We start from the raw sequence: 25,258 nt of genomic DNA, 5'->3' as shown, positions 1-25,258 counted from the left end.
CGTTGCCGGTCACCAACCCGACGAAAATTCGAATCTGAAAAATACATAAATACCACCCGCCAAACTGAAAATTCGTCACCCTGATGCAGAAAAACCCGACACGATTTGTTACCTCGCCGTAGGGCGCAGCGCTTCGAGCATCGCCACGCTGGCGGTCTGCGTCGGTTTGCACTGTGAGTCGCTGCCCGGTTGCAGATACGGCGTCAGAATCGGCGCCATGCCCTTGAGCACCTGCACTGGCAGGGCCGAGGTGAACTTGAAGTTCTCTGCCGAACGCCCCGGAACGAACGCGGTGAGGGTGCCGAAGTGGTGATCGCCGATGTAGAAAACGAACGTCGCCGTGCGGTTGATCGACTTCGAACTGAGGATGCGTCCGCCCGAACCGATGGCTTCGATGCGGTTGTCGCCGGTCCCGGTTTTGCCACCCATGGCCAGTGGGCTGCCATCAGCCAGTTTGAAACTGCCGGAAACACGTTTTGCCGTGCCGGCGTCGACCACTTGCGACAGTGCCTCGCGCATGGCTGTGGCGACCTCGGACGGCATCACCCGTTTGCCGACATGCGGGTCATTGACCAGTTGCGTTTCGTAAGGCGTGCCTGCGGCGAAATGCAGGCTGTCGATGCGCAGCGTCGGCATGCGCACGCCGTCATTGAGGATGGTGCCGATCAACTCGGCCAGAGCGGCAGGGCGGTCACCGGAGCTGCCAATCGCGGTGGCCAGCGACGGCACCAGATGGTCGAACGGGTAGCCGACTTTCTGCCAGCGCTGGTGAATTTCAAGGAACGCTTCAATCTCGAGCATGGTGCGAATACGGCTGTCGCGGGCGCCCTTGTGCTTGCTCTTGAATAGCCAGCTGTAGACTTCCTGACGTTCGAAGTGACTGGCCTTGACGATCTCGCTGAAGGTCGCGTCCGGGTGGTTCAACAGGTAGCCCATCATCCACAGATCCAGCGGATGCACCTTGGCGATGAAGCCTTGATCGGGCAAATCGTAACTGCCGGGACCATAGGAATCGTAGAGGCGGATCAGGCGATCATCAGTGAGTTTTTCGGTGAGCTTGGTGCCTTTAAGGTGCGAGCGGACGAACGTGTTGAAGTCTTCTTGGCTGGCATCGGGTAGCAGGTAGCGATGCACGGCGGCCATGCGGATCGGCGTCGGGCGCATGCTGTCGAGGAAGGTGTCGAGACGCGCCTGCGTGTCTTTGTTCCTGTATTTTTTCCAGAACTTGAGCTGGAACGCCGTGCCTTCGCGGTCGGCGAAACTTGCCAGGTATTCCTGCCGACGCGGATCGCGATCGTCCTTGAGCAGTTCGGCACTGCTATTGGGCCCTGAATAAGTGACATAACGCACCACATCACGCATCAGCCGAATAAACGGCAGGTTGATCGATTCGCGCAGGGCGTCGCGCAGAGTCGGTATGCGACCGTTGTCCTCTTTGCGAAAGTTGTGAAATGTATGCAATCCGCCGCCGGTGAAAAACGCCTCGCCGGGGCTGGCCGAGTATTTGCGGTCGAGGGCTGCGCCGAGCATCTTCGACAGGTCGTGATCCTTGTTCTGGATCAGGTAATCGATGACCCACTGGCTCAAGCGGTCCTGATCGGGGACTTCGACTTTCTTCAGTTCCGGCACGCTCATGGCGCCGTACTTGTCGTGCAGTTCGGCGATGATTTGCAGGTAAGTGGTGAGCACGCGCATTTTCGCGGTGGAGCCGAGTTCGAGTTTGCTGCCTTCGTTGATATCGAACGGCTGGTCAGTGCTATCGGTCTGCACCCGCACGCGGGAACCGTCCGGAGTCAGTTCGAAGAGGGTAAAGCTGTAGCGCACTTGGGTGGTGCTGGTCGGGGTCAGCAAACGTTCACCGAGCAAGCCGATTTCGGCGGCATAGGCCGGGTCGGCGAGTTTCTTCAGGTAAGCGGTGGCCTGGGTTTGCAGTTCGCCCTGCAGGGTGCTGGTGGCCGAGAGGTCGAGGCGGTCGAGGTCGTACAGCGGCCGGTTGAGCATGCTCGCCAGACGACTGCGGGCAACGCTGATGCCCTTGTTGGTTTCGATCGGCTGAATGGTCGGCTGGGTCTGCCAGTCGCGGTAAGTGACTTTGCTGGCAAGGGCGGCATCGGCTAGCGCGTTGTCGATCACACCGTTCTGTTTGAGCAGGCGCAAATGGCTGTCGGTAAGCTCGGCAAGCTCTTCACGGCCCTTGGTCAGGTAACGCGAAGGGCGGCGCTGGGCGATCATCAGCGACAACATCTCGCGCAGGGCCAGGCCTTTGGCGGCCATGGTCTTCGCATCGGTGGCCGGGCTGTTCAGTTGTTCGTTGGCCTGGTTGAAGTCGCTGCCGTACCAGACGCGCAGGCCTTCGGCCATGCCATGTACTTCGCCATGCCCTGGCACCGCCGACAGCGGCACGCTGTTGAGGTAGTCACGCACGATGTTCTGTCGTGCCCCGAGGGTTTGCGGGCCGGGCTGATAGGCACGCACGCTGGCCGACATCATCTGCCGCAGTTTCTCGGCACCGGACACCGTCAGGCCATCCGGGGAATGCCGGTACTTTTCCAATTGCGTGGCTAACGTACTGCCACCCGCCGACTGGCCCGGCAGGCGCAGCAATTTCGCCACTTGTGACCACGCGGCCATGCCGAAGCGCGGCCAGTCCACCGCCGGGTTGGCCAGCGGCTGTTTCGGGTCGAGCAGGAAGCGGTTTTCGATGAATAACAGGCTGCTGACCACCACTGGCGGGATGGATTCGAAGCTTGAATATAGCTGTTGCGGGTAGTTGTACTTGTACAGCGGTGCGGCCCGGCAATCGGTGATCGACAGCCCGGCCTGAATCTTTTCGGAATACGGCACGAACAGGCCCTTGTCGGTGTAGCTGAGCAGTGCCGGGGAAAACCGCGCCTGTTCGGTGATGACGTAGTTGCGTTTGAGCAGGCGCGGCAGGAATTCATCCAGCGAGCTGTAACCCAGGCGCAGATCGAACGGGCCATTGCCCGGATAACGAATGGCTTCGCTGGGGCCGGGTTCGAGGGTGTACGTCAGTGACGCGGCGTATTGGCTGAGCTCACGCGCCTGGAAGCGCGAAGTGCGCATTTCCTTGGACGCAGCCAGCCCCACGACGATCGCGATAATCACCAGCAACAACCAGAAAGCCTTCCACCCATGCCGGTTGCGGCGGGGTTTTTCAGGGACAGGCGCTTCATCCACTCGTTCAGTCGGAACCACGGCTTTACTCGAATCGGTTTGCCACAAAGCGCCCATAGTCGATTGATCCATTCACGCAGATTGATCGGACTTGTCTGAAGCTTAGACGGTGGTTGGGGCTGGTGAAAAAAATGTGCGGGATGGGCGAGGGGAGTTGCTGAATAAATCTGGAAGGCGGGTGCCGGAGCGAAAATGAGCCTGAAGCAAACTTTGCGGCGAGGGAGATCTGAGCGGCCGCAATAGAACCGTTCAGCAATAAAGTTGACCAAGCGGACACATGACGATGCACCAATGCTGTGCAATACTCGGCGGCTTTTTCGGCGGCGAATATTCCTACGCAAAGCAGGGAATGCCTCTCGGCATACCGGGCTTTTACCGAGAGTTGTCGCTGAATGTTGTGGCTTATAGAGTGAAAACTCCTGCCAAAGGCTTTTTATACTGCACGTCCCGCTGATCTTGCAGGCTGTCCTGCAAGACGTGTCTGCTCACAAAGCAGGCGCGGTTTCATTTCAAGCCAGGGCTTATCGGCCGACGCTTCGACACTCGGTGGTCATATCCAATAACAAGACGAGGTTGCACCCCTATGCCAGTCGGCAATCAACTGCCTCACGGCGACACCGCTCAGGGCGGTCCGCTCAAACGCGAACTCGGCGAACGGCATATTCGCCTGATGGCACTCGGTGCCTGTATCGGCGTCGGTCTGTTTTTAGGTTCCGCCAAGGCCATCGAAATGGCCGGCCCGGCGATCATGCTGTCGTACATTCTGGGTGGTCTGGCGATCCTGGTGATCATGCGCGCTCTCGGCGAAATGGCCGTGCACAATCCGGTCGCCGGCTCGTTCAGCCGTTACGCGCAAGACTACCTCGGCCCGTTGGCGGGCTTCCTCACGGGCTGGAATTACTGGTTCCTGTGGCTGGTGACCTGCGTCGCGGAAATCACCGCGGTGGCCGTGTACATGGGCATCTGGTTTCCCGATGTACCGCGCTGGATCTGGGCCCTCGCGGCGCTGATCAGCATGGGTTCGATCAATCTGATCGCGGTAAAGGCCTTCGGTGAGTTCGAATTCTGGTTCGCCCTGATCAAGATCGTCACCATCATTGCGATGGTGATCGGCGGCGTCGGCATCATCGCCTTCGGGTTCGGCAATGACGGCGTGGCACTGGGGATTTCCAACCTGTGGGCCCACGGCGGCTTCATGCCCAACGGCGTGACCGGCGTGCTGATGTCCCTGCAAATGGTCATGTTCGCCTACCTCGGCGTGGAGATGATCGGCCTGACCGCCGGTGAAGCGAAGAACCCGCAGAAGACCATTCCTGATGCGATCGGCTCGGTGTTCTGGCGGATTCTGCTGTTCTACGTCGGCGCACTGTTCGTGATTCTGTCGATCTACCCGTGGAACGAAATCGGCACGCAGGGCAGTCCGTTCGTGATGACCTTTGAGCGTCTGGGCATCAAGACCGCCGCCGGCATCATCAACTTCGTGGTGATTACCGCAGCATTGTCGTCGTGCAACGGCGGTATCTTCAGCACCGGGCGTATGCTCTACAGCCTGGCGCAGAATGGCCAGGCGCCGGCCGGTTTTGCCAAGACTTCGAATAACGGTGTACCGCGTCGAGCGCTGTTGCTGTCGATCGGTGCGTTGTTGCTGGGCGTGCTGCTCAACTATCTGGTGCCGGAAAAAGTCTTTGTCTGGGTGACCTCGATTGCCACCTTCGGCGCGATCTGGACCTGGGTGATGATCCTGCTGGCGCAACTGAAATTCCGCAAAGGCCTGAGCGCCAGCGAACGTGCCGGCCTCAAGTACAAGATGTGGCTGTACCCGGTCAGCTCGTACTTTGCGCTAGCGTTTCTGGTGCTGGTGGTCGGCCTGATGGCGTACTTCCCGGACACGCGCGTGGCGCTCTATGTGGGGCCTGCGTTCCTGGTGCTGCTGACCGTGTTGTTCTACGTGTTCAAGCTGCAACCGAGCAACGTGGCGCAAGGTGCGGCGCGTTCGGCTTCGTAAGTTTTAGCGTCTGCATCAACCAAGCCCCGGTCGCGAGACCGGGGCTTTTTATTGCCCGTGCCGCGGATCGTCTCCAAGGCTGTGCCACCTGCGCTTGCTGCAGCGGCAGTGTGATGTCCACTCGTCGGAAGTAGCCGCGCACCTGTAATTTCTGACAGTAGACCTGGCACCTGCCTTGGCCTAGGTTGAAATTTCGCCAAACGTGGCAAGAGCGGGGCACCGGCATGAAGGGATTCTCGGCATTGACGGTTATCGGAATCGCCGATGGATTGATCCATTGGCAGATCTTTTTCGTCCTGTGCACGGCTGCCGAACTGACCCAAGCCGCCAGCAATTTCGCGGCTTTCTGCGTAGCGGCCATGTTCTCGTTTTACGTGAACATGCTGTACACCTTTGACAGCCGAACGTCGGTGCTTGGTTATCTGCTGTTTATCGTGGTGATGGGCGCGCTCAGTTTTGCTATCGGTGCGATCGCCGATACGCGTGATCTGCCGGGATTGCTGACGGTGGCGGTGTTTACACTGCTGAATCTGTTGCTGGGGTACAGCTTTTTCAGGTTTGTATTGTTTCGCAGACAACGGCTATGAAGACTTTTGCGGCCGTTGCATTTGTCAGACGAGCCTTTACGCCAGTGCTCGTTGATCGATTCGCGCTCGCTATCGTTTTGATCCTCGCACTACTCGTACGGTTTTACGCTATTTCAGTACCCGCCATCTGGAACGATGAAGCCTATAGTCTGCTGCTTGCACGCGAAACACCGGAGCGCATCTGGGCGCTGACGGCACGGGATGTGCACCCACCGCTTTACTACATGCTGTTGCACTACTGGGTGTCGGTGTGGGGAGACTCGGCGTTGTCTGCCCGGGCCTTGAGTGCACTCGCGGATCTCGGCACTCTTTTACTGTGTATCAAGTTGATGAGCCTGATTTCAACGCGCAGGGCGACATGGATTGCCGCGCTGCTATTGGCGTTACTCCCGATTTCGGTGCGCTATAGCCAGGAAGTAAGGATGTACAGCCTGCTCGGGTGCTGGTTGATGGCTGCAACTGTTGCGTTGGTTTGTTGGGCGAGGGTTGCGGAGCAAGGCCGTTTTGCGGTGATCTACGTGCTCCTGATGAGCGCTGCTTTTTACACTCACTACTTCGCAGGTTTGTGTGTACTGGTGCATTGGTTGTTTTGGTGGCTGAGCCGGAATAACCGTCCCGGGATGGCGATTACCCTAGGGCAATGGCTACTTGCTAACCTGACTATCGTGGTCCTGTATTTGCCTTGGGTACCTCATCTGATTGCTCAACTTGCGAATACGACGGGCTTGGGTTGGATCAAACCGGTGACGCTGCAGGAGGCGTTGTCGCTAGTCTGGCAGTTCACGCTGATGGGAAATGGGGCTTTTCAAGCATCGGCGTGGCATCTCCTGCCTCTGGCGCTTTTACTGTTCTGCGCCACAACAGTCATCGCGGACTACTCCCTAAAGCGACCTTTTCGTTTTTTGCCGATTGGTTATTTTTTTGTTCCGCTGACAACGCTCTATGTGTTTGCCTTATTCCTTCCGCTATTCGTTCCTAGATATCTGGTTTTTTCGGCGCCCGCCATTGCGATGATTGCAGCGTTGGCACTTGACGGCATCTGGAGACGTCGAGCGTTGTTGGCGACTGTTGGTTTATTGCTTTTTGTTGTTGTGCAATTAAATGGTCTGACTGCGGTTTACCGGCAGACAGATGGCTTGAATGGAACGAATTACCGCAGAGATACCGAGTTTGGTCAGTTGGTGAAGCGGCTCAATCAGAATGCCCTTCCAGGTGATGAGGTGATCATTGCTAACCCGTTCTGGTACCCGACATTCACTTATTACGACACCACTGGTATTGATCCCCGGTTTGAGGTGCGCTCATCGATTGATGATTACCTGAAGCTGACCAGTCGTGGTCTTTTGAGCCTGATCAAAGATCCCGTAGCGAGTATGTATATTGATGGGATAACGGTTTTGGATTGCCGCAGCCAAAGAGTCTGGTGGATCACAGATGCTGATTTGCATGCTGACAGGCCACAGTTCGCAAAGGATCGGACTCCCGTGTTGACGATTCACGGGGGAAACATTTCTGCGTATCTGTTTACTGCCGATTCGGTGCCGGCTTCAGCGCAGGCCAGCACCTATTGCACACTTAAGCCACGGCCACTTCCTGCGGCTCAAAACTGTCCGCCCGCGCCATCTGCCACATCCGCGAATAGAACTCGCCATTCACTTCCCCGGTGAGCAATTCCCCCGGTTTCAGGAACACATGCAACTGCGAGAACAGTTTGATCTCGGTCGCCGACATGCGCCGCACCAAGTGCTTGGCCGACAGTTGCGACGGATGCTCAAGACCGGCGGCGGCAAGCATTTCTGCCAGCGCCTTGAGGGTATTGCGGTGGAAGTTGAACACGCGCTGTGCCTTGTCCGGCACTACCAGCGCGCGTTGGCGCAAGGCATCCTGAGTGGCCACGCCGGTCGGGCATTTGTTGGTGTGGCAGCTTTGCGACTGGATGCAGCCGATGGCGAACATGAAGCCGCGTGCGGAGTTGGCCCAGTCTGCACCGATGGCCAGTACGCTGGCGATGTCGAAGGCGCTGACGATCTTGCCGCTGGCGCCGAGTTTGATCTTGTCGCGCAGGTTCAGGCCGACCAGGGTGTTGTGGACAAACAGCAGGCCCTCGCGCATCGGTACGCCGATGTGGTCGGTGAACTCGACCGGTGCGGCGCCGGTGCCACCTTCCTTGCCGTCGACGACGATAAAGTCCGGGAGGATGCCGGTTTCCAGCATGGCTTTGGCGATGCCCATGAACTCCCACGGATGGCCGAGGCAGAACTTGAAGCCCACCGGTTTACCGCCGGACAGTTCACGCAGTTGCTGGATGAACTGCATCATTTCGATCGGCGTGGAAAACGCACTGTGACGTGACGGCGAGACGCAATCTTCGCCCATCAGGATGCCGCGTGTTTCGGCGATTTCCTTGGTGACTTTGTGTTTGGGCAGGATGCCGCCGTGGCCGGGTTTCGCGCCTTGGCTCATCTTGATTTCGATCATCCGCACTTGCGGGTTCTGCGCCTGGGTGGCGAAGCGTTCCGGGTCGAAACGGCCGTCGCTGGTGCGGCAACCGAAATAGCCGCTGCCCAGCTCCCAGGTCAGGTCGCCGCCGTGTTCGCGGTGATACGGGCTGATGCTGCCTTCACCGGTGTCGTGGGCGAAGTTGCCGAGTTTCGCGCCTTGGTTCAACGCGCGAATGGCATTGGCGCTGAGCGAACCGAAGCTCATCGCCGAGATGTTGAATACCGAGGCCGAGTACGGCTGACTGCACTGCGGGCCACCGACGGTGACGCGGAAACTGCTCGGGTCGCTCAGCGGCGCCGGACGCATCGAGTGGCCGATGAATTCGAAACCGGATTGATAGACATCGATCAGCGTACCGAACGGCTTGTCGGCGGTTTCGTTTTTCGCTCGCGAATAGACCAGCGAACGCTGGGCGCGGGAGAAGGGCAGGGCATCGCTGTCGGACTCCAGCAGGTACTGGCGGATCTCCGGGCGGATGCCTTCAACCAGATAGCGGATATTGCCGAGGATCGGGTAGTTGCGGCGCACCGCGTGCGGGCTTTGTAGCAGGTCGAACAGACCGATCAGGCTCAGTACACCGGTGACGGCGGTGATTGGCCATAGCCAGTCATGTTCGAGGAAAGGCAGGCTGGCGAGGGTGAACATCACACAGACGGCAAAGAAGGCGTAGCGGCTCAGGAGTGACAGGCTCATACGGTTTCCTTGGTTCGGACTCAGAGATTTCGGCGAAAGGCTCAGGGATGTACAAAATCCCTGTGGGAGCGAGCCTGCTCGCGAAAGCGACCTGTCAGTAGAAAAATTATTGTCTGATCCGACGCATTCGCGAGCAGGCTCGCTCCCACAAAAAGCAACTTCACCAAACGATCAGGCGTTTTGTGCCTGAAGAAAAATCGAAAACAGCTCGGACTGGGATTTGATCCCCAGCTTGCTGTACATGTGTTTCTTATGGACTTTCACGGTTTCTACGGAGATTTCCAGCTTACGGGCGATTTCTTTACTGGAGCAACCGCTGAGCATCAAACGCCCGACATCCAGTTCCCGGGCAGTCAGCTGCGCGCCCTTGAGTTGCTGCACCGACGCCTCCAGTTGCACCCGCCAGTCTGCCCGGACAGGGGCGGCGGCGAGGGCCACGGTTTCGTTGATCTCGTACGGCAGGCGCTGGCGCAGCAGGCCCAGCACCCAAGGCTGGATCAATGACAGCAAGGCGATATGTTCGCCAGTGAAACGTTTTTCACTGCCCAGCGACAGACACAAGGTGCGATCGCCTTCGAGCTGACAATTGAACTGGATTTCGTCGGCCACGACATTCAGACGAAAGTATCGCTGGTAATACTCGGTCAGTTCGAAATGCTCCGGCGCCACTTCCGAGAGGCGATACAGACCGGTGCGGGTTTGCTCGCGACAGGCGATGTAGAACGGGTCCAGCAAGTACAGACCGCGCAGATAATCCTGAAACAACGGGTCAGGGTTGCCGTCTGCGCCCGGGCATTCGGCGAAGACTTGCGGGTGTTGATCGGCGCTGAACAGCAGCGCCACCCAGCTATCGAACGGCACGTATTGGTCGAGCAGTCGCACCAGTTGCGCCCAGAAATTCGGCTTGTCGAGCGCGTCGATCAATTGCCCGACGGCGCGGTGCCAGGTGATGTCGTCAAACGAAAGTGTCATCGATCTACCCCTATCGGGTTACCCCGGCCGCGTAATTCCCTGGCCGGCTGCTTGCTGCGCATACTGGCCCACAGACAGCCACCGGGCAATCTTTCAGCGCCCGCCGCTTATCACAAGGAATTCCCATGAAAGTCGAACTCGCGCAATTGGCAGGCCGTGACAATGCCACGGTCTACAACCTCGAACGCGCACTGGCAGCGATTGCCGCGTGTGCGGCCGACACGCAATTGATCGTGTTCCCGGAAACCCACCTGATGGGCTTCCCGACGGCCGAAACCGTGGCGCAAACCGCCGAACCGCTCGACGGCCCGACCGTCAGCACCGTGCTGGCCGCCGCGCGTGAACACAACATCGCCGTGGTGATCGGTATGGCCGAGAACGACAACGGTCGCTTCTACAACACCACGTTGCTGATCACCCCTGAAGGCATTGCCCTGAAATACCGCAAGACCCATCTGTGGGCGTCGGATCGTGGCGTGTTCGAGGCCGGCGACCGTTACACCACCTGCGAATGGAACGGCGTGCGTATTGGCCTGTTGATTTGCTACGACATCGAGTTTCCGGAGTCAGCCCGTGCCTTGGCGCAACTGGGTGCCGAGTTGCTGATCGTGACTAACGGCAACATGGACCCGTACGCGCCGACTCACCGCACCGCGATCATGGCCCGTGCCCAGGAGAATCAGGCCTTTGCGTTGATGGTCAATCGCGTGGAGGCGGGGGACGACGGCTTGATGTTTGCCGGTGGCAGTGCGCTGGTCGATCCGCTGGGCTCGCTGTTGTTCGAGGCCGGGCGGGAAGAAGGGACGTTCAGCGTCGAGCTGGATTTCGACCGGTTGGAGATTGCGCGCAGGGATTACCGCTATCTGGATGATCAGCGCTTGAAGTTGCCGGGGGAGGTGGTGGAGCGCGGCGATGGTGTTCGTGAGTTGTTGATTCCACGCCGTTGACCGCTGCCCTCACCCTAGCCCTCCCGAAACGTCGGACCGCCCATAGGGAGAGGGGACTGACCGAGTTGATTGTTCGAGGTACGCCGACCAGAAGCAACGGGTCGAACTCAGGTTTTACCCGATCGTTCCCACGCTCTTCGTGGGAATGCAGCCCGGGACGCTCCGCGTCCCAAGAGCGGACGCAGAGCGTCCATTGAGGCATTCCCACGCAGAGCGTGGGAACGATCAGCCACACCCGAAAACACTCGCCGAACCCGGCTCTGCCATAAATCCAATAACATTCGGAGTAAGTCGCCCATGGCTCGTTTGCAACGCACCCTTTCATTAGGGTCGGTGGTGCTGTTCGGCATCGCCTACATGACGCCGATCATTGTCCTCGGCACCTTCGGCATCCTCGCCCAGTCTACCGCCGGCATGGTGCCTGCCGCGTATCTGGCGGCGCTGGTGGCGATGTTCTTCACCGCTATGAGTTACGGGCGCATGGCCGCTGCATTCCCCGTCGCCGGTTCCGCCTATAGCTACGTGCGCAAGGCAATCAGCCCGAAACTCGGCTTCATCGCCGGTTGGGCGGTGTTGCTCGATTACCTGTTTCTGCCGATGGCGATCTGGCTGATCGGCGCGGCTTATCTGGCCTCGGCATTCCCGTCGATCCCGCAATGGATCTGGGTGCTGGCCTTTATCGGCATCACCAGCGCGATCAACATCATTGGCCTGAAACTGGCCAACGGCATCAACGCCTTGTTGATGCTGGTGCAGTTCCTCGTGCTGATCGCTTTCGTCGCGCTGTGCGTGCACTACATCGGTGGCGATGCGAGCACGCCGTTGTGGTCGATCAAGCCGTTCTTCAACGGCGACATGCAGATGCCGCTGATCATGAGCGGTGCGGCCATCGCCTGCTACTCGTTCCTCGGCTTCGATGCGGTCAGCACGCTGACCGAAGAAACCCGCGATCCACGCCGCACCATCCCGCGCGCGATCATGTTGATCACCTTGATCGGCGGGCTGATCTTCGTTGGCGTTTCATACTTTGTGCAGATCGCCCATCCATCGTTCCAGTTCGACAGCGTCGACTCCGCCGCCTATGAAATCGCGCGCAATATCGGCGGCGATCTGTTCGTCTCGATCTTCCTCATCGGCCTGATTGTCGGTCAGTTCGCCTCGGGGCTGTCTGCGCAAGCCAGTGGCTCGCGCCTGCTGTTCGCCATGGGCCGCGACGGCGTGTTGCCCAAGTCGTTCTTCGGCACTTTGCACGCGCGCTTCGGCACACCGGTCAACAGCATCCTGCTCTGCGCCGTGGTGGCGTTACTGGCACTGAAACTCGACGTGACCACCTCGACCTCGTTCATTAACTTCGGCGCGTTTCTGGCGTTCAGCCTGGTCAATCTCTCGGTGATCTTTCATTACTGGATCGGCGGTGAGAAAAAAGGTCCGCGCGAGCTGCTGCTGTTTCTGCTCTTCCCGTTGATCGGGCTGGTGGCGGACTTGTGGCTGATGGTCAGCCTCGATCACCTGGCGGTGTACCTGGGCTTGAGCTGGCTGGCGATCGGCGTGGTTTACCTGGCAGTACTTACCGGTGGTTTCCGTCGCCAGCCACCGGAAATGGACTTTCAGGAAGCGACCTGAGGCGTCTTCAGGCAGCGGGCCGGTTCTGGCGCATCGGCAACTCGATGCGAAAGGTCGTGCCCACCCCCGGTTCGCTGCGTACCGAAATGTCGCCACCGTGCTTTTTCACAATGCCGTAGGACAGGGACAGGCCAAGCCCGGTGCCCTGGCCGACGGGTTTGGTGGTGAAGAACGGATCGAAGATTTTCTGCAGGATCTCCGGCGCAATCCCCGCGCCGGTGTCCGCGACTTCCACCCACGCCGTGTCTTGTTGTTGCCCGGTGCGCAAGGTGATGGTGCCGCGTTCGGGGCCCATGGCCTGCGCCGCATTGACCACCAGATTCATGATCACCTGATTGATTTGCGACGGCAGGCATTCGATGTCCGGCAGGGGCTGGTACTCCTTGATCAGGTCGGCCTTGTACTTGAGTTCACTGGCGACAATGTTCAGGGTCGACTCGATGCCTTGTTGCAGATTGGCCCACTGCCATTGCTGCTGGCTATCGACCCGGGAGAAATCCTTCAGGTCCTTGACGATCTGCCCGACCCGGCCAATGCCTTCCTTGGATTCGCGGATCAGCACCGGAATGTCTTCGAGGAGAAAATCCAGATCGGCGTCTTTGCGCAATTGCTCAAGCCGCGCCACGGATTCGCTGTCTGGTATTGGCCCAAGCGTCTGCCAGGCATCGAGTACGCTGAGCAATTGTTTGAAGTAGCCGTCGAGGGTGCCGAGGTTGGAGGAGATGAAGCCGATCGGGTTGTTGATTTCATGGGCCACGCCCGCCGCCATTTGCCCCAGTGAGGCGAGTTTTTCCGACTGTACCAGCTGACTTTCCAGTTGCTTGCGCTCATCGATTTCCCGTTGCAGGTCTTCGCTGGCCTGCTTGAACTGGGCGGTGCGCTGATCGACCAGATGTTCCAGGTGATGCATTTGCAATGACGCGCGTTCGGTCATCTGCCACTTGGTCAGCAGGGTGTTGGCCATCTGCTGCACTTCGATGTTGTCGAAGGGCTTCTTCAGAATCAGCAAGCGGTCATGCGCCTGCAGACGCTCCAGCAGTTCATCCCAGGAATAATCCGAGTAGGCAGTGCAGACCACCACCTGCAACTGTGGATCCTGCTGCCACAGATGCTCGATGGTTTTCGCGCCGTCCCAGCCGTCGGGCATGCGCATGTCGACAAAGGCCAGCGCATAGGGGCGTTGTTCCGCCAAGGCCTGATTCAGCTTGCCCAGGCCTTCCTCGCCGCCATAGGCCGAGTCCAGCTCGAACGGCGGACGTTCGGCGCGCACCTGAGCGCCGAACAGTGCTGCTTCCATCTCGTCCAGTTCCACCGACTGCGCCGCCGGCGGCGCGAGAATCTTGCGAAAGTCTTCATGGATCGACGGCATGTCGTCGATCAGCAGAATGCGGCGGTTCGACAGCTCGCTCATGCGCTCTCCGTGACGCTGATCAGGGGGATCTGCAAGGTGAATAATGCACCCTGGCCCGGGCCGTCGCTGTGCGCGGTGAGGTGGCCGTTCATCTCGATGGCGGCCAGGGCGCAGCTGTGCAGACCGAAACCGTGGCCTTCCTTGCGGGTGGTAAAACCGTGGGCAAAGATCCGCGTCATGTTTTCCGCGGCGATGCCTTCGCCGTCGTCCTTGACGCTGATTTCAAGGAAGTTGTCATCGACAATTTTGACCGCCAGGGTCATGGTGCGTGGGCGGTTGCTGAGGTCGGACATGGCGTATTTAGCGTTGCTGATGAGGTTGATCAGGATCAGCAGCAAACGGTGTTTGTCGCCCATCACCTGCGGCACGTCAGCGTACTCCCGGACCACCGTGACGTGGTGCCGGGTGAGTGCCCCGGCGTTCATGCGCAACGCGTCTTCGAGCAATTCGTTGATGAACAGCGGTTCGGTCATGCTGTTGGCGCCGGCATAGGATTGCTGGGTGGCGACGATGTCTTTGATGTGGTCGACGCTTTTGTTCATCTGGTTCAACTCGTCGAGCATTTCCTGCTGTTCCTGGGTAATGGCGACCACCAACTGGTTGAGGTAGCCGGGGAGCAATTTGCCCTTGGCGTCTTCGCTGAGGAACACGCCGAGTTCATCAGGGTGTTCGTTGATCAATTGCATGGCCTTGCCCAGGCCTTGGGCCTTGCTGTTGCGCAGCTTGCGCGTGATCAGGTCGCTGGAAATGTTCACGCTATTGAGCACGTTGCCGACGTTGTGCAGCACATTGGTGGCGATTTCCGCCATGCCGGCCTGACGTGCCGCGTCGAGCAGTTCGCTCTGGGCGTCCCGCAGTTCCCGGGTGCGTTCTTCGACTCTTTGTTCCAGTGCATCGTTGGCGGTTTGCAGGGCGTTATTGACCCGGTTGATCTCGGCGAAACTACCGATCAAACGGATGGCCAGCCACACCAGCGACAACACCAGCAAGACCGAAAACAACAGCAGGTAGAAGTGGTACTGCCGGTCGACCTGATCGGCGCGCTGCTGATCGCGATCGAGCATGGTGGTGATGTTGTCGAGGCTGTCGGCCACGGGGATGTTTTCGATGCTTTCGAGCAACTGATTGACCACAGGCTGCTCGCGCGCAATCAGCGAAATATGGCTGCTCATGATTCTGATCGGGGTCTGAAACGCGAGCGGCAGGCGTTGTGCATTGACCTTCAGTTTGTTCAGGCCGACCTCGATGTCGGCGGCCCGGTCGTCGGAGGTGACCTGGGCGAATTCGAGGGCGCTGAGCAGCAGGTCGTAGGTGTCGGTGGTGATGTTTTGCAGCTGCAATTTATCGAAGTCCGACAGGCTGGCCAGTTGCTGTTGGATGTCGTCTTCAGCGGTGGGCAAAAAAGCCAGGGAGTTGCGTAACAGCGCGTTGTGCGATTTGAACTGTTCGACCAGACGGGTCTTTTCCTGCATCGCCTGCAGGAAGCTTTCGTGAGCATCGTTCCATTGCGTCGAGTCGTTGCGCCCATGCCCGGACTCGATCTCGTCGAAGCGCGCCCAGAGCCGGTTCATCTCATTCATCGGTGACACCAGCGGATCGTAGTTGTGGGTCAGCGCCACCCTGGCCTTGAGGATCTCGTTCTCCCACTGCGAATTCTGCTGTTTGATCTGCCGGATCAGATCCCGCGATTCGGTGTACGTCATGCTCTGGTCAGAGCTCGACTTGAAGTACAGGAACAGCAGGATCGAGGCCAGCGCCAGGGCCACCAGGGTCAGCAACAACAGGCTGCGTCGCCGCGAAATGTTGATCATGGCTGGACTTCCCGTTGGCCGGTCAGGGTTGTGAGAAACAGCATGATCAGCCGTTTATCCTCAGCGCTTGGCATGCGCCCCAACTGATACTGGAACATCACATCCACGGCGCGTTCGAGGGTAGGGGCCGATCCGTCGTGAAAGTACGGTGCGGTGATCGCGACATTGCGCAGGCTCGGCACCTTGAACACCGCCCGGTCTGCTTCGTCGGCGGTGACGTTGAAGCGGCCTTGGTCGGCCACGGTCGGGTTGCCACGATCGGCAATGTAATCGCCGAACACGCCGAATTTCTGGAACATGTTGCCACCGATGTTGACCCCCTGATGGCAGGCAATGCAGCCGTACTCCTTGAAGCGCTGGTAACCGTACTTTTCCTCCAGGGTGAGGATGTCGGTATTGCCCTGCAGGTATTGATCGAAGCGTGAATTGGGCGTCAGCAAGGTGCGTTCGAAACTGGCCAGCGCTTGCTGGACGTTGGCCTGGGTTACGCCGTCCGGGTAGGTGGCGGCGAAATCGCGACGGTAATCGGGGTCGTTGCCGATGCGTTCGATTACGGTGCGCCAGTCGCTGCCCATTTCATGGGGGCTGGTGATGACGACGTTGCTTTGTTCCTCCAGCGTTTTAACGCGGCCATCCCAGAACTGGCGGAAGTTGAGGGCTGCGTTGAACAGGGTCGGTGTGTTGACGGCCACCGGTTTACCGTCGAAGCCCAGTGACAAGGCGCGGCTGTCGGCACCGTTCTTGTCGAGTTGATGGCAGCTGGCGCAGGAAAGCGTGTTGTTGATCGACAAACGTGGCTCGTGGAATAGCCGTCGACCGAGTTCCACGCGCCGGGGATCCTGCTGCGGCACCGCGGGCAACGGTTTGAGCGGCTCGTCCAGCGGCTCGGCACTGGCGCCGATACAGACTCCGCACAGCAGCAACGCGACAGCGTGATGGAAAAGGCTCATCGGCATTTGTCTCCCTGACTCAAGGCCGGTTTCACAGTGATCATTCAATCGTCCAGGGCGCGGGTTGCGTACCGGCCAGCAACCGCGCAAATGCCTCTGCGGGTAGGGCTTCGCTGAAAAAGTAGCCCTGGCCTTCTTCGCAGTGATGGGCCTTGAGAAAGGCCAGTTGGTCAGCGGTTTCGATGCCTTCGGCGATGACGTCCAGTTCCAGACTCTTGCCCAGGTTGATGATGGCGCTCACCAGCGCGGCATCGTTGCGGTCGTTGCACAGGTTGCGAATAAACGATTGGTCGATCTTCAGCACATCGATGGGAAATCGCCTCAAGTAGCTCAGGCTGGAATAGCCGGTGCCGAAGTCATCAATGGCCAGACGCGTGCCCAGCGTCTTCAGGCGATTGAGCGCAGTCATCGTCGCCTCGACGTTTTGCATCAGCACGCCTTCGGTGATTTCCAGTTCCAGCCACTCGGGCGCCAGACCTGTCTGTTGCAGTACGCCCTCGATGCCTGCGACGAAGTCACGCTGGCGAAAATCGATGGGTGAAGTGTTGACCGACATGCGGATCGGCGGCAGTCCGGCCAGTTGCCAGGCACGGGTCTGACGACAAGCTTCAGCCAGCACCCATTTGCTCAACGGCACGATGAGGCCGCTGTCCTCGGCCACCGGTATGAAGTCCGACGGATAGACCCAGCCATGCCCGGGTTTCTGCCAGCGCAGCAGTGCTTCGGCACCCACCACTTTGGCACTGCGCAGGTCGACTTTCGGCTGAAAGTGCAGGACGAATTCATGCGCCTGCAGGGCGCGGCGAATGCCCGACTCGATGCTGTGCTGCTCCCGGGCGTGCTGGTTCATGGCTTCGATGAAAAAGCCGATGTTGTCAGGCCCCTGCTCCTTGACGTTGCGCATCGCGGTCTCGGCTTTCTTGATCAGCTCGGTGGCTTCGAGGCCGTCTTCGGGGTAGACGCTGATGCCGACGCTGGCGGTGACGCTGACGTCGTGGCCGGCAATCGTCTGCGGCAGGCGAATGGCGGCGAGGAGTTTTTCCGCGATGCCGTGGGTTTGCTGAGGGTGGTTGATGTCGCCGAGGATCACCACGAACTCATCGGAACCGTAGCGAAACACCGAGTCTGAATCGCGCACGCAGGACAACAGTTGTCGGGCGACCCGTTTGAGCATCTCGTCACCCGCCGGATGGCCCAGCGCATTGTTGATGCGCTTGAAGCGATCCAGACCGAGAAACATCACCACCAATTGTTTGTCATGCCGTCGGCACACGGCCATGGCCTGACTCAGGCGATCACCGAGCAAGGTGCTGTTGGGCAGCTCCGTGAGGCTGTCGTATTGCAGCAGGTGCGAGACCTTGAGCAGTTCGTGCACCCGCGCCTCGATGGTCCGCTCAAGGCTGAGCATCTTCAGCGCCGCGTCCTGCGCCAGTTGCCATTTCCAGGTCAGGGCATTGGCCATCTGACGGATTTCCAGACTGTCGAACGGCTTTTTCAAGATCAGCAACTGATCGCCGAACTCCAGCCGTTCGGCCATCGCTTCCCAGCTGTAGTCGCTGTACGCCGTGCACAAGGCGATTTGCAGGTTCGGGTCGACACGCCACAGTTGCTCGATGGTTTCCAGGCCATCCCAGCCGGGCGGCATGCGCATGTCGATAAAGGCGAGGGCGTAGGGATTGCCACTGGCCAGTGCGCGATTGACCAGTGCCAGCGCTTCCTGGCCTTGATAGGCGGAGTCGAGCTGGAAGCTCAGGTGCGGCGTCTGCTGGCTGCCGAACAGCGTCTGCTCCAGTTGCTGCAAATCGACGGCGTCCGCCACCTGCGGGGCGAGGATCTTGCGAAAGTCATCGTGGATCGCCGGCGTGTCATCGATGATCAGGATGCGCCGGTTGGTCTGCGGAAAAGGCGTTTTCATGCCTCGTCCTCCTTTGGCGCCAGACGGCAACTGTCCTTGAGCAAATGCCCGGCTTGTTCGGCGCTGACCGCTGCGCTGAAATACATGCCCCGGGCGCTGGGCAGCGGGGGCGCGGTGGGGGGCGTGCACGGTTGATCCGACGATGGCTGGCCTTCGGCAATGATGTCGATGTCCAGGTCCCGGGCGAAGTTGACGATCGCGCGCAGGGCGTTGGCACTGGCGACATCGTGGGCGGCACTGTCGACGAAACTCTGCGCCAGTTTGAGGTGATTGACCCGGTAGGTTTTCAGGTAGTCGAACGAGGAGTATTCGGTGCCGAAATCATCGATGGCGATGCTCACGCCCAGTTCACGCAGGCGCGGCAACGCGTCGTTGTGCGTCCACTTGGTCTGGGCCAGTGTGGCCTCGGTGACATCGAAACGCAGGTCCCAAGGGGCGAGTTCCCAACGGGCGGTGGTGCGCAGCACGTTGTAGATCAGCTCGGGGCCGCTCTTGAGTTGGGCCAGCGAAAGTTTGATCGCCATTACGGGCGGCGCGACGCCTTCGTTACGCCACAGATGCATCTGGTGGCAGGCGTGATCCAGCACCCAACGCCCGAGCGGAATGATTGCGCCGGTTTTCTCTGCAATCGGCACGAAGTCGCAGGCCTGCAGCAGGCCGCGACGAGGATGCTGCCAGAGGACTTGTACCTCCATGCCGAGAATCCTGCCGCTGTGCAGATCGACCTCCGGCGCATAGCGCAGCATCAGCTCATTGCCCTCGAGGGCGGTCATCAATTCGCTGACCAGAGTCATGCGTTCGGCCACTTCCCGAGAGATTTCCTCGGAGTGGAAGTGGTACTGGTTGCGGCCCATTTCCTTGGCGCGGTACAGCGCCATGTCGGCTTGCCCGAGCAGCGCGTCGGCATCGAGGCTGAGGTCGCTGTAACTGCTGATGCCGATGCTCACCGAAATATGCAGCGCATTACCGGCCAGGTGGTAGGGCGCCAGCAGCGTGTCGCGAATCTTGGCGGCCATCGCGGCCGATTGGGTCGGGTCGCTGACGTCCAGTTGCAGGATCGCGAATTCGTCGCCGCCCAGGCGCGCCACTACGTCACTTTCGCGGACACCGGACTTGATGCGCCGGGCGACTTCCTGCAACAGCAGATCGCCCACCGGGTGGCCGAAGGTGTCATTGATCCGCTTGAAATGGTCGAGGTCCAGGTAGAACACCGCGAACGGCATGGCGCCTCGTCGTGCGGCGGCGAACGCTTGATGCAGGCGCTCGATCAGCGTGGCGCGATTGGCCAGCCCCGTGAGGCCATCGGAGCGGGCGAGCAAGGCCAGTTTGTCCTCGGCCAGGCGGCGCTCGGTGATGTCGAGGATGATGCCTTCGACTTCCAGCAGACGGCCGTCATCATCGCGCACCGGAATGTAGCGGTTCTCCACCCAGCGCCAGGTGCCCTGGCCGGTGCGCATGCGGAACTCGATGGACGCGCCCGACGCATGCCGATCCAGCACCCGGGCCATGGCCGCATCGACGTTCGCCTGATCGTCCGGATGAATCAGCGCCTGTGCCCAGTCGGGCGAACCCACCAGGTCGGCGGCGACATGGCCGTAACGGGTGATGTTGTGGGAGATGTACATCAGCGCAAACGAGGGTTCGCCGCGCAGACGGTAAAGAATCGTCGGGCTGTTCTGCACGATCACATTGGCGTCGGACAGCTCCCGGGTGCGTTCCTGCACCGCAGCTTCTAGCAGGCTCATCTTCAGTTCGGCGTCTTCGGTCATCTGCCATTTGACTGTGAGGGCGCTGGCCATCTGGCGGATCTCGATGGCGTCGAAGGGCTTTTTCAAAATCAGCAAGCGGTCGTTCAGTGCCAGACGCCGGTCGATGTCTTCCCAGGAATAATCGGAATAGGCCGTGCACAGCGCAACTTGCAGCTTGGGGTCGACTTGCCACAGCCGTTCAATGGTCTCCAGGCCATCCCAGCCCGGTGGCATGCGCATGTCGATGAAGGCCATGGCGTAGGGGCGGTTTTCTGCCAGCGCGGCCTCAAGTTTTTCCAGGGCTTCGCGGCCCTGAAACGCCGAATCCAGTTCGAAATGTTGGGTTTGCGGTGCGGACGGCGTGCCGAACAGCAGGCTCTCGGTTTCGCCCAAACCATCGACACCGGGGATGACCGGGCTGAGAATCTTGGCGAAATCGCCATGGATCGCTGGGCTGTCGTCAACGATCAGCACGCGGCGATTGATGTGCACGGTTGGCGCTGTCATGCCGCGCCACCCGTGGGGAGGCATGCTGTGGTGATCCGGGGCATCCTTTTCCCTCGCCATTTGCCTGTTTGTATCAGCCGATGGAGTCTTGCGCTGTCTTCAGCATAGTCGGCTCCCCGGCACTGCGCTTTCGGCCCCGGACAAAGATCGGCGTGAATGCCGGCCAAAATCATCTAGCCTTGGACTCAGGCGCGGACCGGCGCAGTGTTGGCTCGGTGCGTCGTAATTTCCCTGTTTGCTTGAGGCCATGCCATGGAAGAGCCATCCGCGCCGCTGCCGGCGCATCGACCCACAGTGCTGCTGGTCGATGACGAGGAGTCGATCCTCAACAGCCTGCGCCGCCTGTTACGCGGCCAACCCTACGATCTTCTGTTGGCCACCAGCGGCGCTCAGGCGCTGGAGATCCTCGCGCAGCAGCCGGTGAACCTGGTGATGAGCGATGCGCGGATGCCGGGCATGGACGGTGCTTCGTTGCTGGCGCATGTCCGTGAACGTTTTCCGGCGACGGCGCGGATCATGCTCACCGGCTATGCCGACCCGGCGGCGATCATCAAAGCCATCAATGACGGGCAGATTCACCGGTACATCAGCAAACCGTGGAATGACGAAGAGCTGTTGCTGATTCTGCGCCAGTCCCTCGAACACCAGCATTCCGAGCAGGAGCGCCAACGGCTGGAGCGCTTGACCCGAGTGCAGAACGATCAGCTCAAACTGCTTAACAGCACTTTGGAAAAGCATGTCGCGGCGCGCACCGCCGAACTGCAGCAGACCGCCGACATGCTTGATCTGGCGTACGAAGAGCTCAAGCACAGCTACGTTACCGGCACCGAAGTGTTCTCGCTGCTGGCCAATTTGCGCTTGCCACCTGCCAAACAGACCAACCGGCAGATCATCGAACTGGTGCGCAGCTACTGCAAACAGCATGGGCTGGACGAGGCCACCAGCCGTGATCTGACCATGGCTGCGGCGCTGTACAACATTGGCAAACTGAGCTGGACCGACGCGATGATGACCACGCCCTCGGATCTGCTGCGCCATACCGAACGCGAGCGTTATCGCAGCTATCCGAAGCAGAGCGAATCGTTGCTCATGACCCTGGACCCGATGAAGGATGCGGCGCGTCTGATCCTGCATCATCAGGAGCGTTGGGACGGCAGCGGCTTTCCCGACCGGCTCAAGGGCGAGGGCATTCCGTTCGGCTCACGCTTGCTGAAACTGGCGGTGGATTTCGTCGAGTTGCAGCGCGGTCTGATCCTTGAGCGGCAGATGAACAGCGATGAAGCGCTGCTGTACCTGCGCCAGTACGCCGGACGTTTGTACGATCCCGATCTGGTCGAGGATTTCATTCAGGTGTGTGCCGCGTTCCTCAGCGACGTAACGCTGGCCGATCCGTCGGTCAAGGTGCTGTCCACTCGGGATCTGGCGGCGGGAATGATTCTGGCGCGCAACCTCAATGCCGATAACGGCATGCTGCTGCTCAATGCCGGCAAGGTGCTCAGCGCGCTGTTGGTGGAAAAGCTGATTGCGTTTGAAGCCATGGAGGGCGGCAAGTACACGATTTTCGTCAAGGTGCCGGAGGAGGTTGAAGCCACGCTCAAGGCGCAGGGGGAATGATCGGTGAGGTGACGTCATTGGGCCGGGCATGGGATCCTTGCGGTTTTTCCAGGCCGGTGGCTGATCCATGACTTGTGCATCCGTTGTCTCTGCAAACCTCATTCGTATAGCCGCCGCGCTGTTGCTCAATCCCGCAGGCCAGACTCTGTTGGTGCGCAAGCGCGGCACTACGGCGTTCATGCAACCGGGCGGCAAGATCGAGGCGCACGAGTTGCCGGTGCACGCGCTGGCCCGCGAGCTGGAAGAAGAGCTGGGCTTGCAGATCGATCCGGCGCAGGCGGCTTTTCTCGGCCAGTTCTCGGCGCCTGGGGCCAACGAGCCGGGGTGTGTCGTGCAGGCCGAGATCTTTCAACTGACGATCGAGGCCGACGTCACGCCGGCGGCGGAAATCGAAGAAGTGATCTGGGTCGATCCGGCCACTGATCCTGCTGTGGTTCTGGCGCCATTGACACGTGACCTGATCCTGCCGTTTTATCGCAAGTCGCTGAACGCAATCGCCTGATCATCCACGCAAAGGACTTTGCCATGATCCCGCTTCAAGACTTGCTGATCTTCGCCGCTGCCGCATTGCTGATGGTGCTGACGCCGGGGCCGAACATGATCTATCTGATTTCGCGTTCGATCTGTCAGGGACGCAAGGCCGGGGTCACGTCGTTGCTCGGTGTGGTCAGTGGATTCTTTGTGCATATGTTCGCCGCGGCGGCGGGATTGACTGCGGTGTTTCTGGCAGTGCCGATGGCCTATGAAGTGCTGAAGTGGGCCGGTGCGCTGTACCTGCTGTGGCTGGCCTGGCAAGCAGTGAAACCCGGTGCGCGCTCACCGTTCGAGGCGCAGCAATTGCCGCCGGACTCGTCGCGAAAGCTGATCACCATGGGCTTTCTCACCAGTGCGCTGAACCCGAAAATCGCCGTGTTCTACCTCTCGGTGTTTCCGCAGTTCATCTCCCCTGAACACGGCTCGGTGTTCACCCAAAGCATCATTCTCGGCCTGACCCAGATCAGCGTCAGTTTCTGCGTCAATTTGCTGATCGCGCTGTTCGCGGCGGGCATCGCTTCGTGGTTTGTGCGTAACCCGACGTGGCTGGCACTGCAGCGTTATTTCATGGGCTTCGTCCTCGGCGGCCTCGCTGTGCGGCTGATGCTTGAGCAACGCAGGACGGCGTGAACATGTGGATCGAACGGCTGGACGCCAGTCATGCCCTGGCTTACCGCGAACTGATGCTCGAAGCCTATGACCGCCATCCGCAGGCGTTCACTTCCAGTGTTCGCGAACGCGCGGTGATGCCATTGAGCTGGTGGGAAGGGCGCCTGACCAGCAAGCTCGATGTGGTGCTTGGCGCGTTTGAAGCTGGCACGTTGGCCGGCATCGTCGGCCTGGCCCTCGAACCGCGCGAGAAGGCCCGCCACAAGGCCACGTTGTTCGGCATGTACGTCTCGGCGGATTTTCGCCAGCACGGTCTGGGCCATGCACTGGTGCAGGCGGCCATTACCGAAGCGCAAAACCACCCGGCACTGAAACTGCTCCAGCTTACCGTTACCGCCGGCAATGACGCCGCGTTCAATCTCTACCAGCGCTGCGGCTTTATCCAGTTCGGCCTCGAACCGCTGGCGGTGCGGGTGAACGAAGATTATTTCGACAAGATCCACATGTGGCGTCAACTCTGATATTGCGCTGATCCCTGTGGGAGCGAGCCTGCTCGCGAAGGCAATCTGACAGTCACTATTTGTGTGTCTGATACATCGCTTTCGCGAGCAGGCTCGCTCCCACAAGTGACTCAGCGAACCGCGCTGACACCGTCCAGGGTCGAGAACGACGTGTCCTTCGCCGTCAGCAGAAAATCCCGCATGTACGGTGCATCGAGCATGTCGGTGCGAATCGCCGCGTACAACGTTGCGAACAAACCTTTTTCCCCCAGCCGTTTACCCTTCACGTAACCGCGCGAGCTGTATTCGTGCAGCGCCCAGTGCGGCATGCCACAGACGCCACGGCCGCTGGCGACCAGTTGCATCATCATCACCGTCAGTTCCGAAGTGCGCACCTGCGCCGGCTCGATGTCGGCCGGCTCCAGGAAGCGTGTGAAGATGTCGAGACGGTCGCGTTCCACCGGGTAGGTGATCAGCGTTTCCGTCAGCAAGTCTTCGGGGACGATGTACGGCTTGCTCGCCAGCGCATGCTGATTGGCCACGGCAAGCATGGCTTCGTAGGTGAACAGCGGTACATAGGTGATGCCGGCGATTTCCAGTGGATCGGAAGTCACCACCAGATCCAGATCGCCACGCGCCAGCGCCGGCAGCGGTGCGAAGGCGAAACCCGAAGCGAGATCGAGTTCGACTTCCGGCCAGGCATCGCGGAACTGGTCGATGGTCGGCATCAGCCACTGAAAGCAGCTGTGGCATTCGATGGCCATGTGCAAACGCCCGGCCGTACCACCGGCGAGACGGCCGATATCCCGCTCGGCGGCGCGCAACAGCGGCAGGGTTGCGTCAGCCAGTTGCAGCAAGCGCAAACCGGCGCTGGTGAACCGGACCGGTTTGGTCTTGCGCACGAACAACGCCATGCCCAGGCGTTCCTCAAGCTCCTTGAACTGGTGGGACAGCGCCGACTGCGTCAGGTGCAAACGGTCGGCGGCATCGACCAGGCTGTCGGCTTCACGCAAGGCGTGCAGGGTTTTCAGGTGACGGATTTCAAGCACCGAAGGCTCCATGAGGAAAACTTGTGATAAGCGCAAAGAGGGTGAGTTTGTCTCATGATGATAGCGCTGTCGACATCGACGCGTTC

Annotated in this window: 18 protein-coding genes; 9 read left to right on the top strand and 9 right to left on the bottom strand. The window is 59.8% G+C overall.

Annotation, left to right across the window (positions count from 1 at the left end; genetic code table 11):
- Positions 1-108: 108 nt before the first annotated feature.
- Positions 109-3,252, bottom strand: a complete 3,144-nt coding sequence (locus CKW14_RS19440) for a transglycosylase domain-containing protein (RefSeq protein WP_095125887.1) — start codon at positions 3,250-3,252, stop codon at positions 109-111.
- A gap of 526 nt (positions 3,253-3,778) precedes the next feature.
- Here CKW14_RS19440 and CKW14_RS19435 point away from each other — a divergent pair.
- From CKW14_RS19435 to CKW14_RS19425, 3 genes are all read left to right on the top strand, one after another.
- Positions 3,779-5,200 (top strand): amino acid permease, encoded by a 1,422-nt coding sequence (locus tag CKW14_RS19435; protein WP_095048316.1) that lies wholly within the window; start codon positions 3,779-3,781, stop codon positions 5,198-5,200.
- A gap of 224 nt (positions 5,201-5,424) precedes the next feature.
- Positions 5,425-5,787 (top strand): GtrA family protein, encoded by a 363-nt coding sequence (locus CKW14_RS19430; RefSeq protein ID WP_095048315.1) that lies wholly within the window; start codon positions 5,425-5,427, stop codon positions 5,785-5,787.
- Positions 5,784-7,454: a glycosyltransferase family 39 protein gene (locus CKW14_RS19425; RefSeq protein WP_095125886.1), complete on the top strand. Its 1,671-nt coding sequence runs from the start codon at positions 5,784-5,786 to the stop codon at positions 7,452-7,454. The genes CKW14_RS19430 and CKW14_RS19425 overlap by 4 nt, the downstream gene beginning before the upstream one ends.
- Here the strand turns inward: CKW14_RS19425 and CKW14_RS19420 are convergent.
- Together CKW14_RS19420 and CKW14_RS19415 are read right to left on the bottom strand one after the other, a co-directional pair.
- Positions 7,363-8,982: an FMN-binding glutamate synthase family protein gene (locus tag CKW14_RS19420; protein ID WP_095048313.1), complete on the bottom strand. Its 1,620-nt coding sequence runs from the start codon at positions 8,980-8,982 to the stop codon at positions 7,363-7,365. The genes CKW14_RS19425 and CKW14_RS19420 overlap by 92 nt on opposite strands.
- Before the next feature lie 171 nt (positions 8,983-9,153).
- Positions 9,154-9,954 (bottom strand): LuxR C-terminal-related transcriptional regulator, encoded by an 801-nt coding sequence (locus CKW14_RS19415; RefSeq protein WP_095125885.1) that lies wholly within the window; start codon positions 9,952-9,954, stop codon positions 9,154-9,156.
- 125 nt (positions 9,955-10,079) lie between these two features.
- On the opposite strand from CKW14_RS19415, the gene CKW14_RS19410 reads away from it, so the two are divergent.
- Together CKW14_RS19410 and CKW14_RS19405 are read left to right on the top strand one after the other, a co-directional pair.
- Entirely contained in the window at positions 10,080-10,901 is an 822-nt protein-coding gene (locus tag CKW14_RS19410) for a carbon-nitrogen hydrolase family protein (RefSeq protein ID WP_095125884.1), read from the top strand.
- 297 nt (positions 10,902-11,198) lie between these two features.
- Positions 11,199-12,524, top strand: coding sequence for an APC family permease (locus tag CKW14_RS19405; RefSeq protein ID WP_095125883.1), 1,326 nt, complete (start codon positions 11,199-11,201; stop codon positions 12,522-12,524).
- Positions 12,525-12,531: 7 nt separating this feature from the next.
- Here the strand turns inward: CKW14_RS19405 and CKW14_RS19400 are convergent, their stop codons facing one another.
- The 5 genes from CKW14_RS19400 to CKW14_RS19380 are packed head-to-tail and all read right to left on the bottom strand — an operon-like array spanning position 12,532 to position 20,866.
- Entirely contained in the window at positions 12,532-13,935 is a 1,404-nt protein-coding gene (locus CKW14_RS19400; protein ID WP_095125882.1) for an ATP-binding protein, read from the bottom strand.
- Positions 13,932-15,746 carry a DAHL domain-containing protein gene (locus tag CKW14_RS19395; protein ID WP_095125881.1) on the bottom strand — a complete coding sequence of 605 codons (1,815 nt, stop codon included), beginning with the start codon at positions 15,744-15,746 and terminating at the stop codon, positions 13,932-13,934. The genes CKW14_RS19400 and CKW14_RS19395 overlap by 4 nt, the downstream gene beginning before the upstream one ends.
- Complete coding sequence (locus CKW14_RS19390; protein WP_095125948.1) at positions 15,743-16,696, bottom strand: cytochrome-c peroxidase; 954 nt, start codon at positions 16,694-16,696, stop codon at positions 15,743-15,745. Before CKW14_RS19390 ends, CKW14_RS19395 begins: the two co-directional genes overlap by 4 nt.
- A gap of 40 nt (positions 16,697-16,736) precedes the next feature.
- Complete coding sequence (locus tag CKW14_RS19385) at positions 16,737-18,611, bottom strand: bifunctional diguanylate cyclase/phosphodiesterase (RefSeq protein WP_095125880.1); 1,875 nt, start codon at positions 18,609-18,611, stop codon at positions 16,737-16,739.
- Positions 18,608-20,866 (bottom strand): EAL domain-containing protein, encoded by a 2,259-nt coding sequence (locus CKW14_RS19380; protein ID WP_176471309.1) that lies wholly within the window; start codon positions 20,864-20,866, stop codon positions 18,608-18,610. Before CKW14_RS19380 ends, CKW14_RS19385 begins: the two co-directional genes overlap by 4 nt.
- A gap of 252 nt (positions 20,867-21,118) precedes the next feature.
- Here CKW14_RS19380 and CKW14_RS19375 point away from each other — a divergent pair, with 252 nt between their 5' ends.
- The 4 genes from CKW14_RS19375 (at position 21,119) to CKW14_RS19360 (ending at position 24,144) form a co-directional block, all read left to right on the top strand.
- Entirely contained in the window at positions 21,119-22,480 is a 1,362-nt protein-coding gene (locus CKW14_RS19375) for an HD domain-containing phosphohydrolase (RefSeq protein ID WP_095048305.1), read from the top strand.
- Positions 22,481-22,547: 67 nt separating this feature from the next.
- The gene (locus CKW14_RS19370; protein ID WP_095125878.1) at positions 22,548-22,982 is read left to right on the top strand and encodes an NUDIX domain-containing protein; all 435 of its coding nucleotides are present in this window, start codon (positions 22,548-22,550) and stop codon (positions 22,980-22,982) included.
- Between the two features lie 23 nt (positions 22,983-23,005).
- On the top strand, positions 23,006-23,644 hold the full coding sequence (locus CKW14_RS19365; protein WP_093430595.1) for a LysE family translocator: 639 nt from the start codon (positions 23,006-23,008) through the stop codon (positions 23,642-23,644).
- Between the two features lie 2 nt (positions 23,645-23,646).
- Positions 23,647-24,144, top strand: coding sequence for a GNAT family N-acetyltransferase (locus tag CKW14_RS19360; protein WP_095125877.1), 498 nt, complete (start codon positions 23,647-23,649; stop codon positions 24,142-24,144).
- A 110-nt stretch (positions 24,145-24,254) separates the two neighbouring features.
- Here the strand turns inward: CKW14_RS19360 and metR are convergent, their stop codons facing one another.
- Positions 24,255-25,172, bottom strand: coding sequence for a transcriptional regulator MetR (metR, locus tag CKW14_RS19355; RefSeq protein ID WP_007916739.1), 918 nt, complete (start codon positions 25,170-25,172; stop codon positions 24,255-24,257).
- Between the last annotated feature and the right edge of the window lie 86 nt (positions 25,173-25,258).

The organism is Pseudomonas sp. Irchel s3a12, assembly GCF_900187485.1.
Lineage (GTDB): Bacteria > Pseudomonadota > Gammaproteobacteria > Pseudomonadales > Pseudomonadaceae > Aquipseudomonas > Aquipseudomonas neuropathica.
The sequence above is the reverse complement of the archived record's forward strand: the minus strand, read 5'-3'. Positions and strand labels throughout refer to the sequence as shown.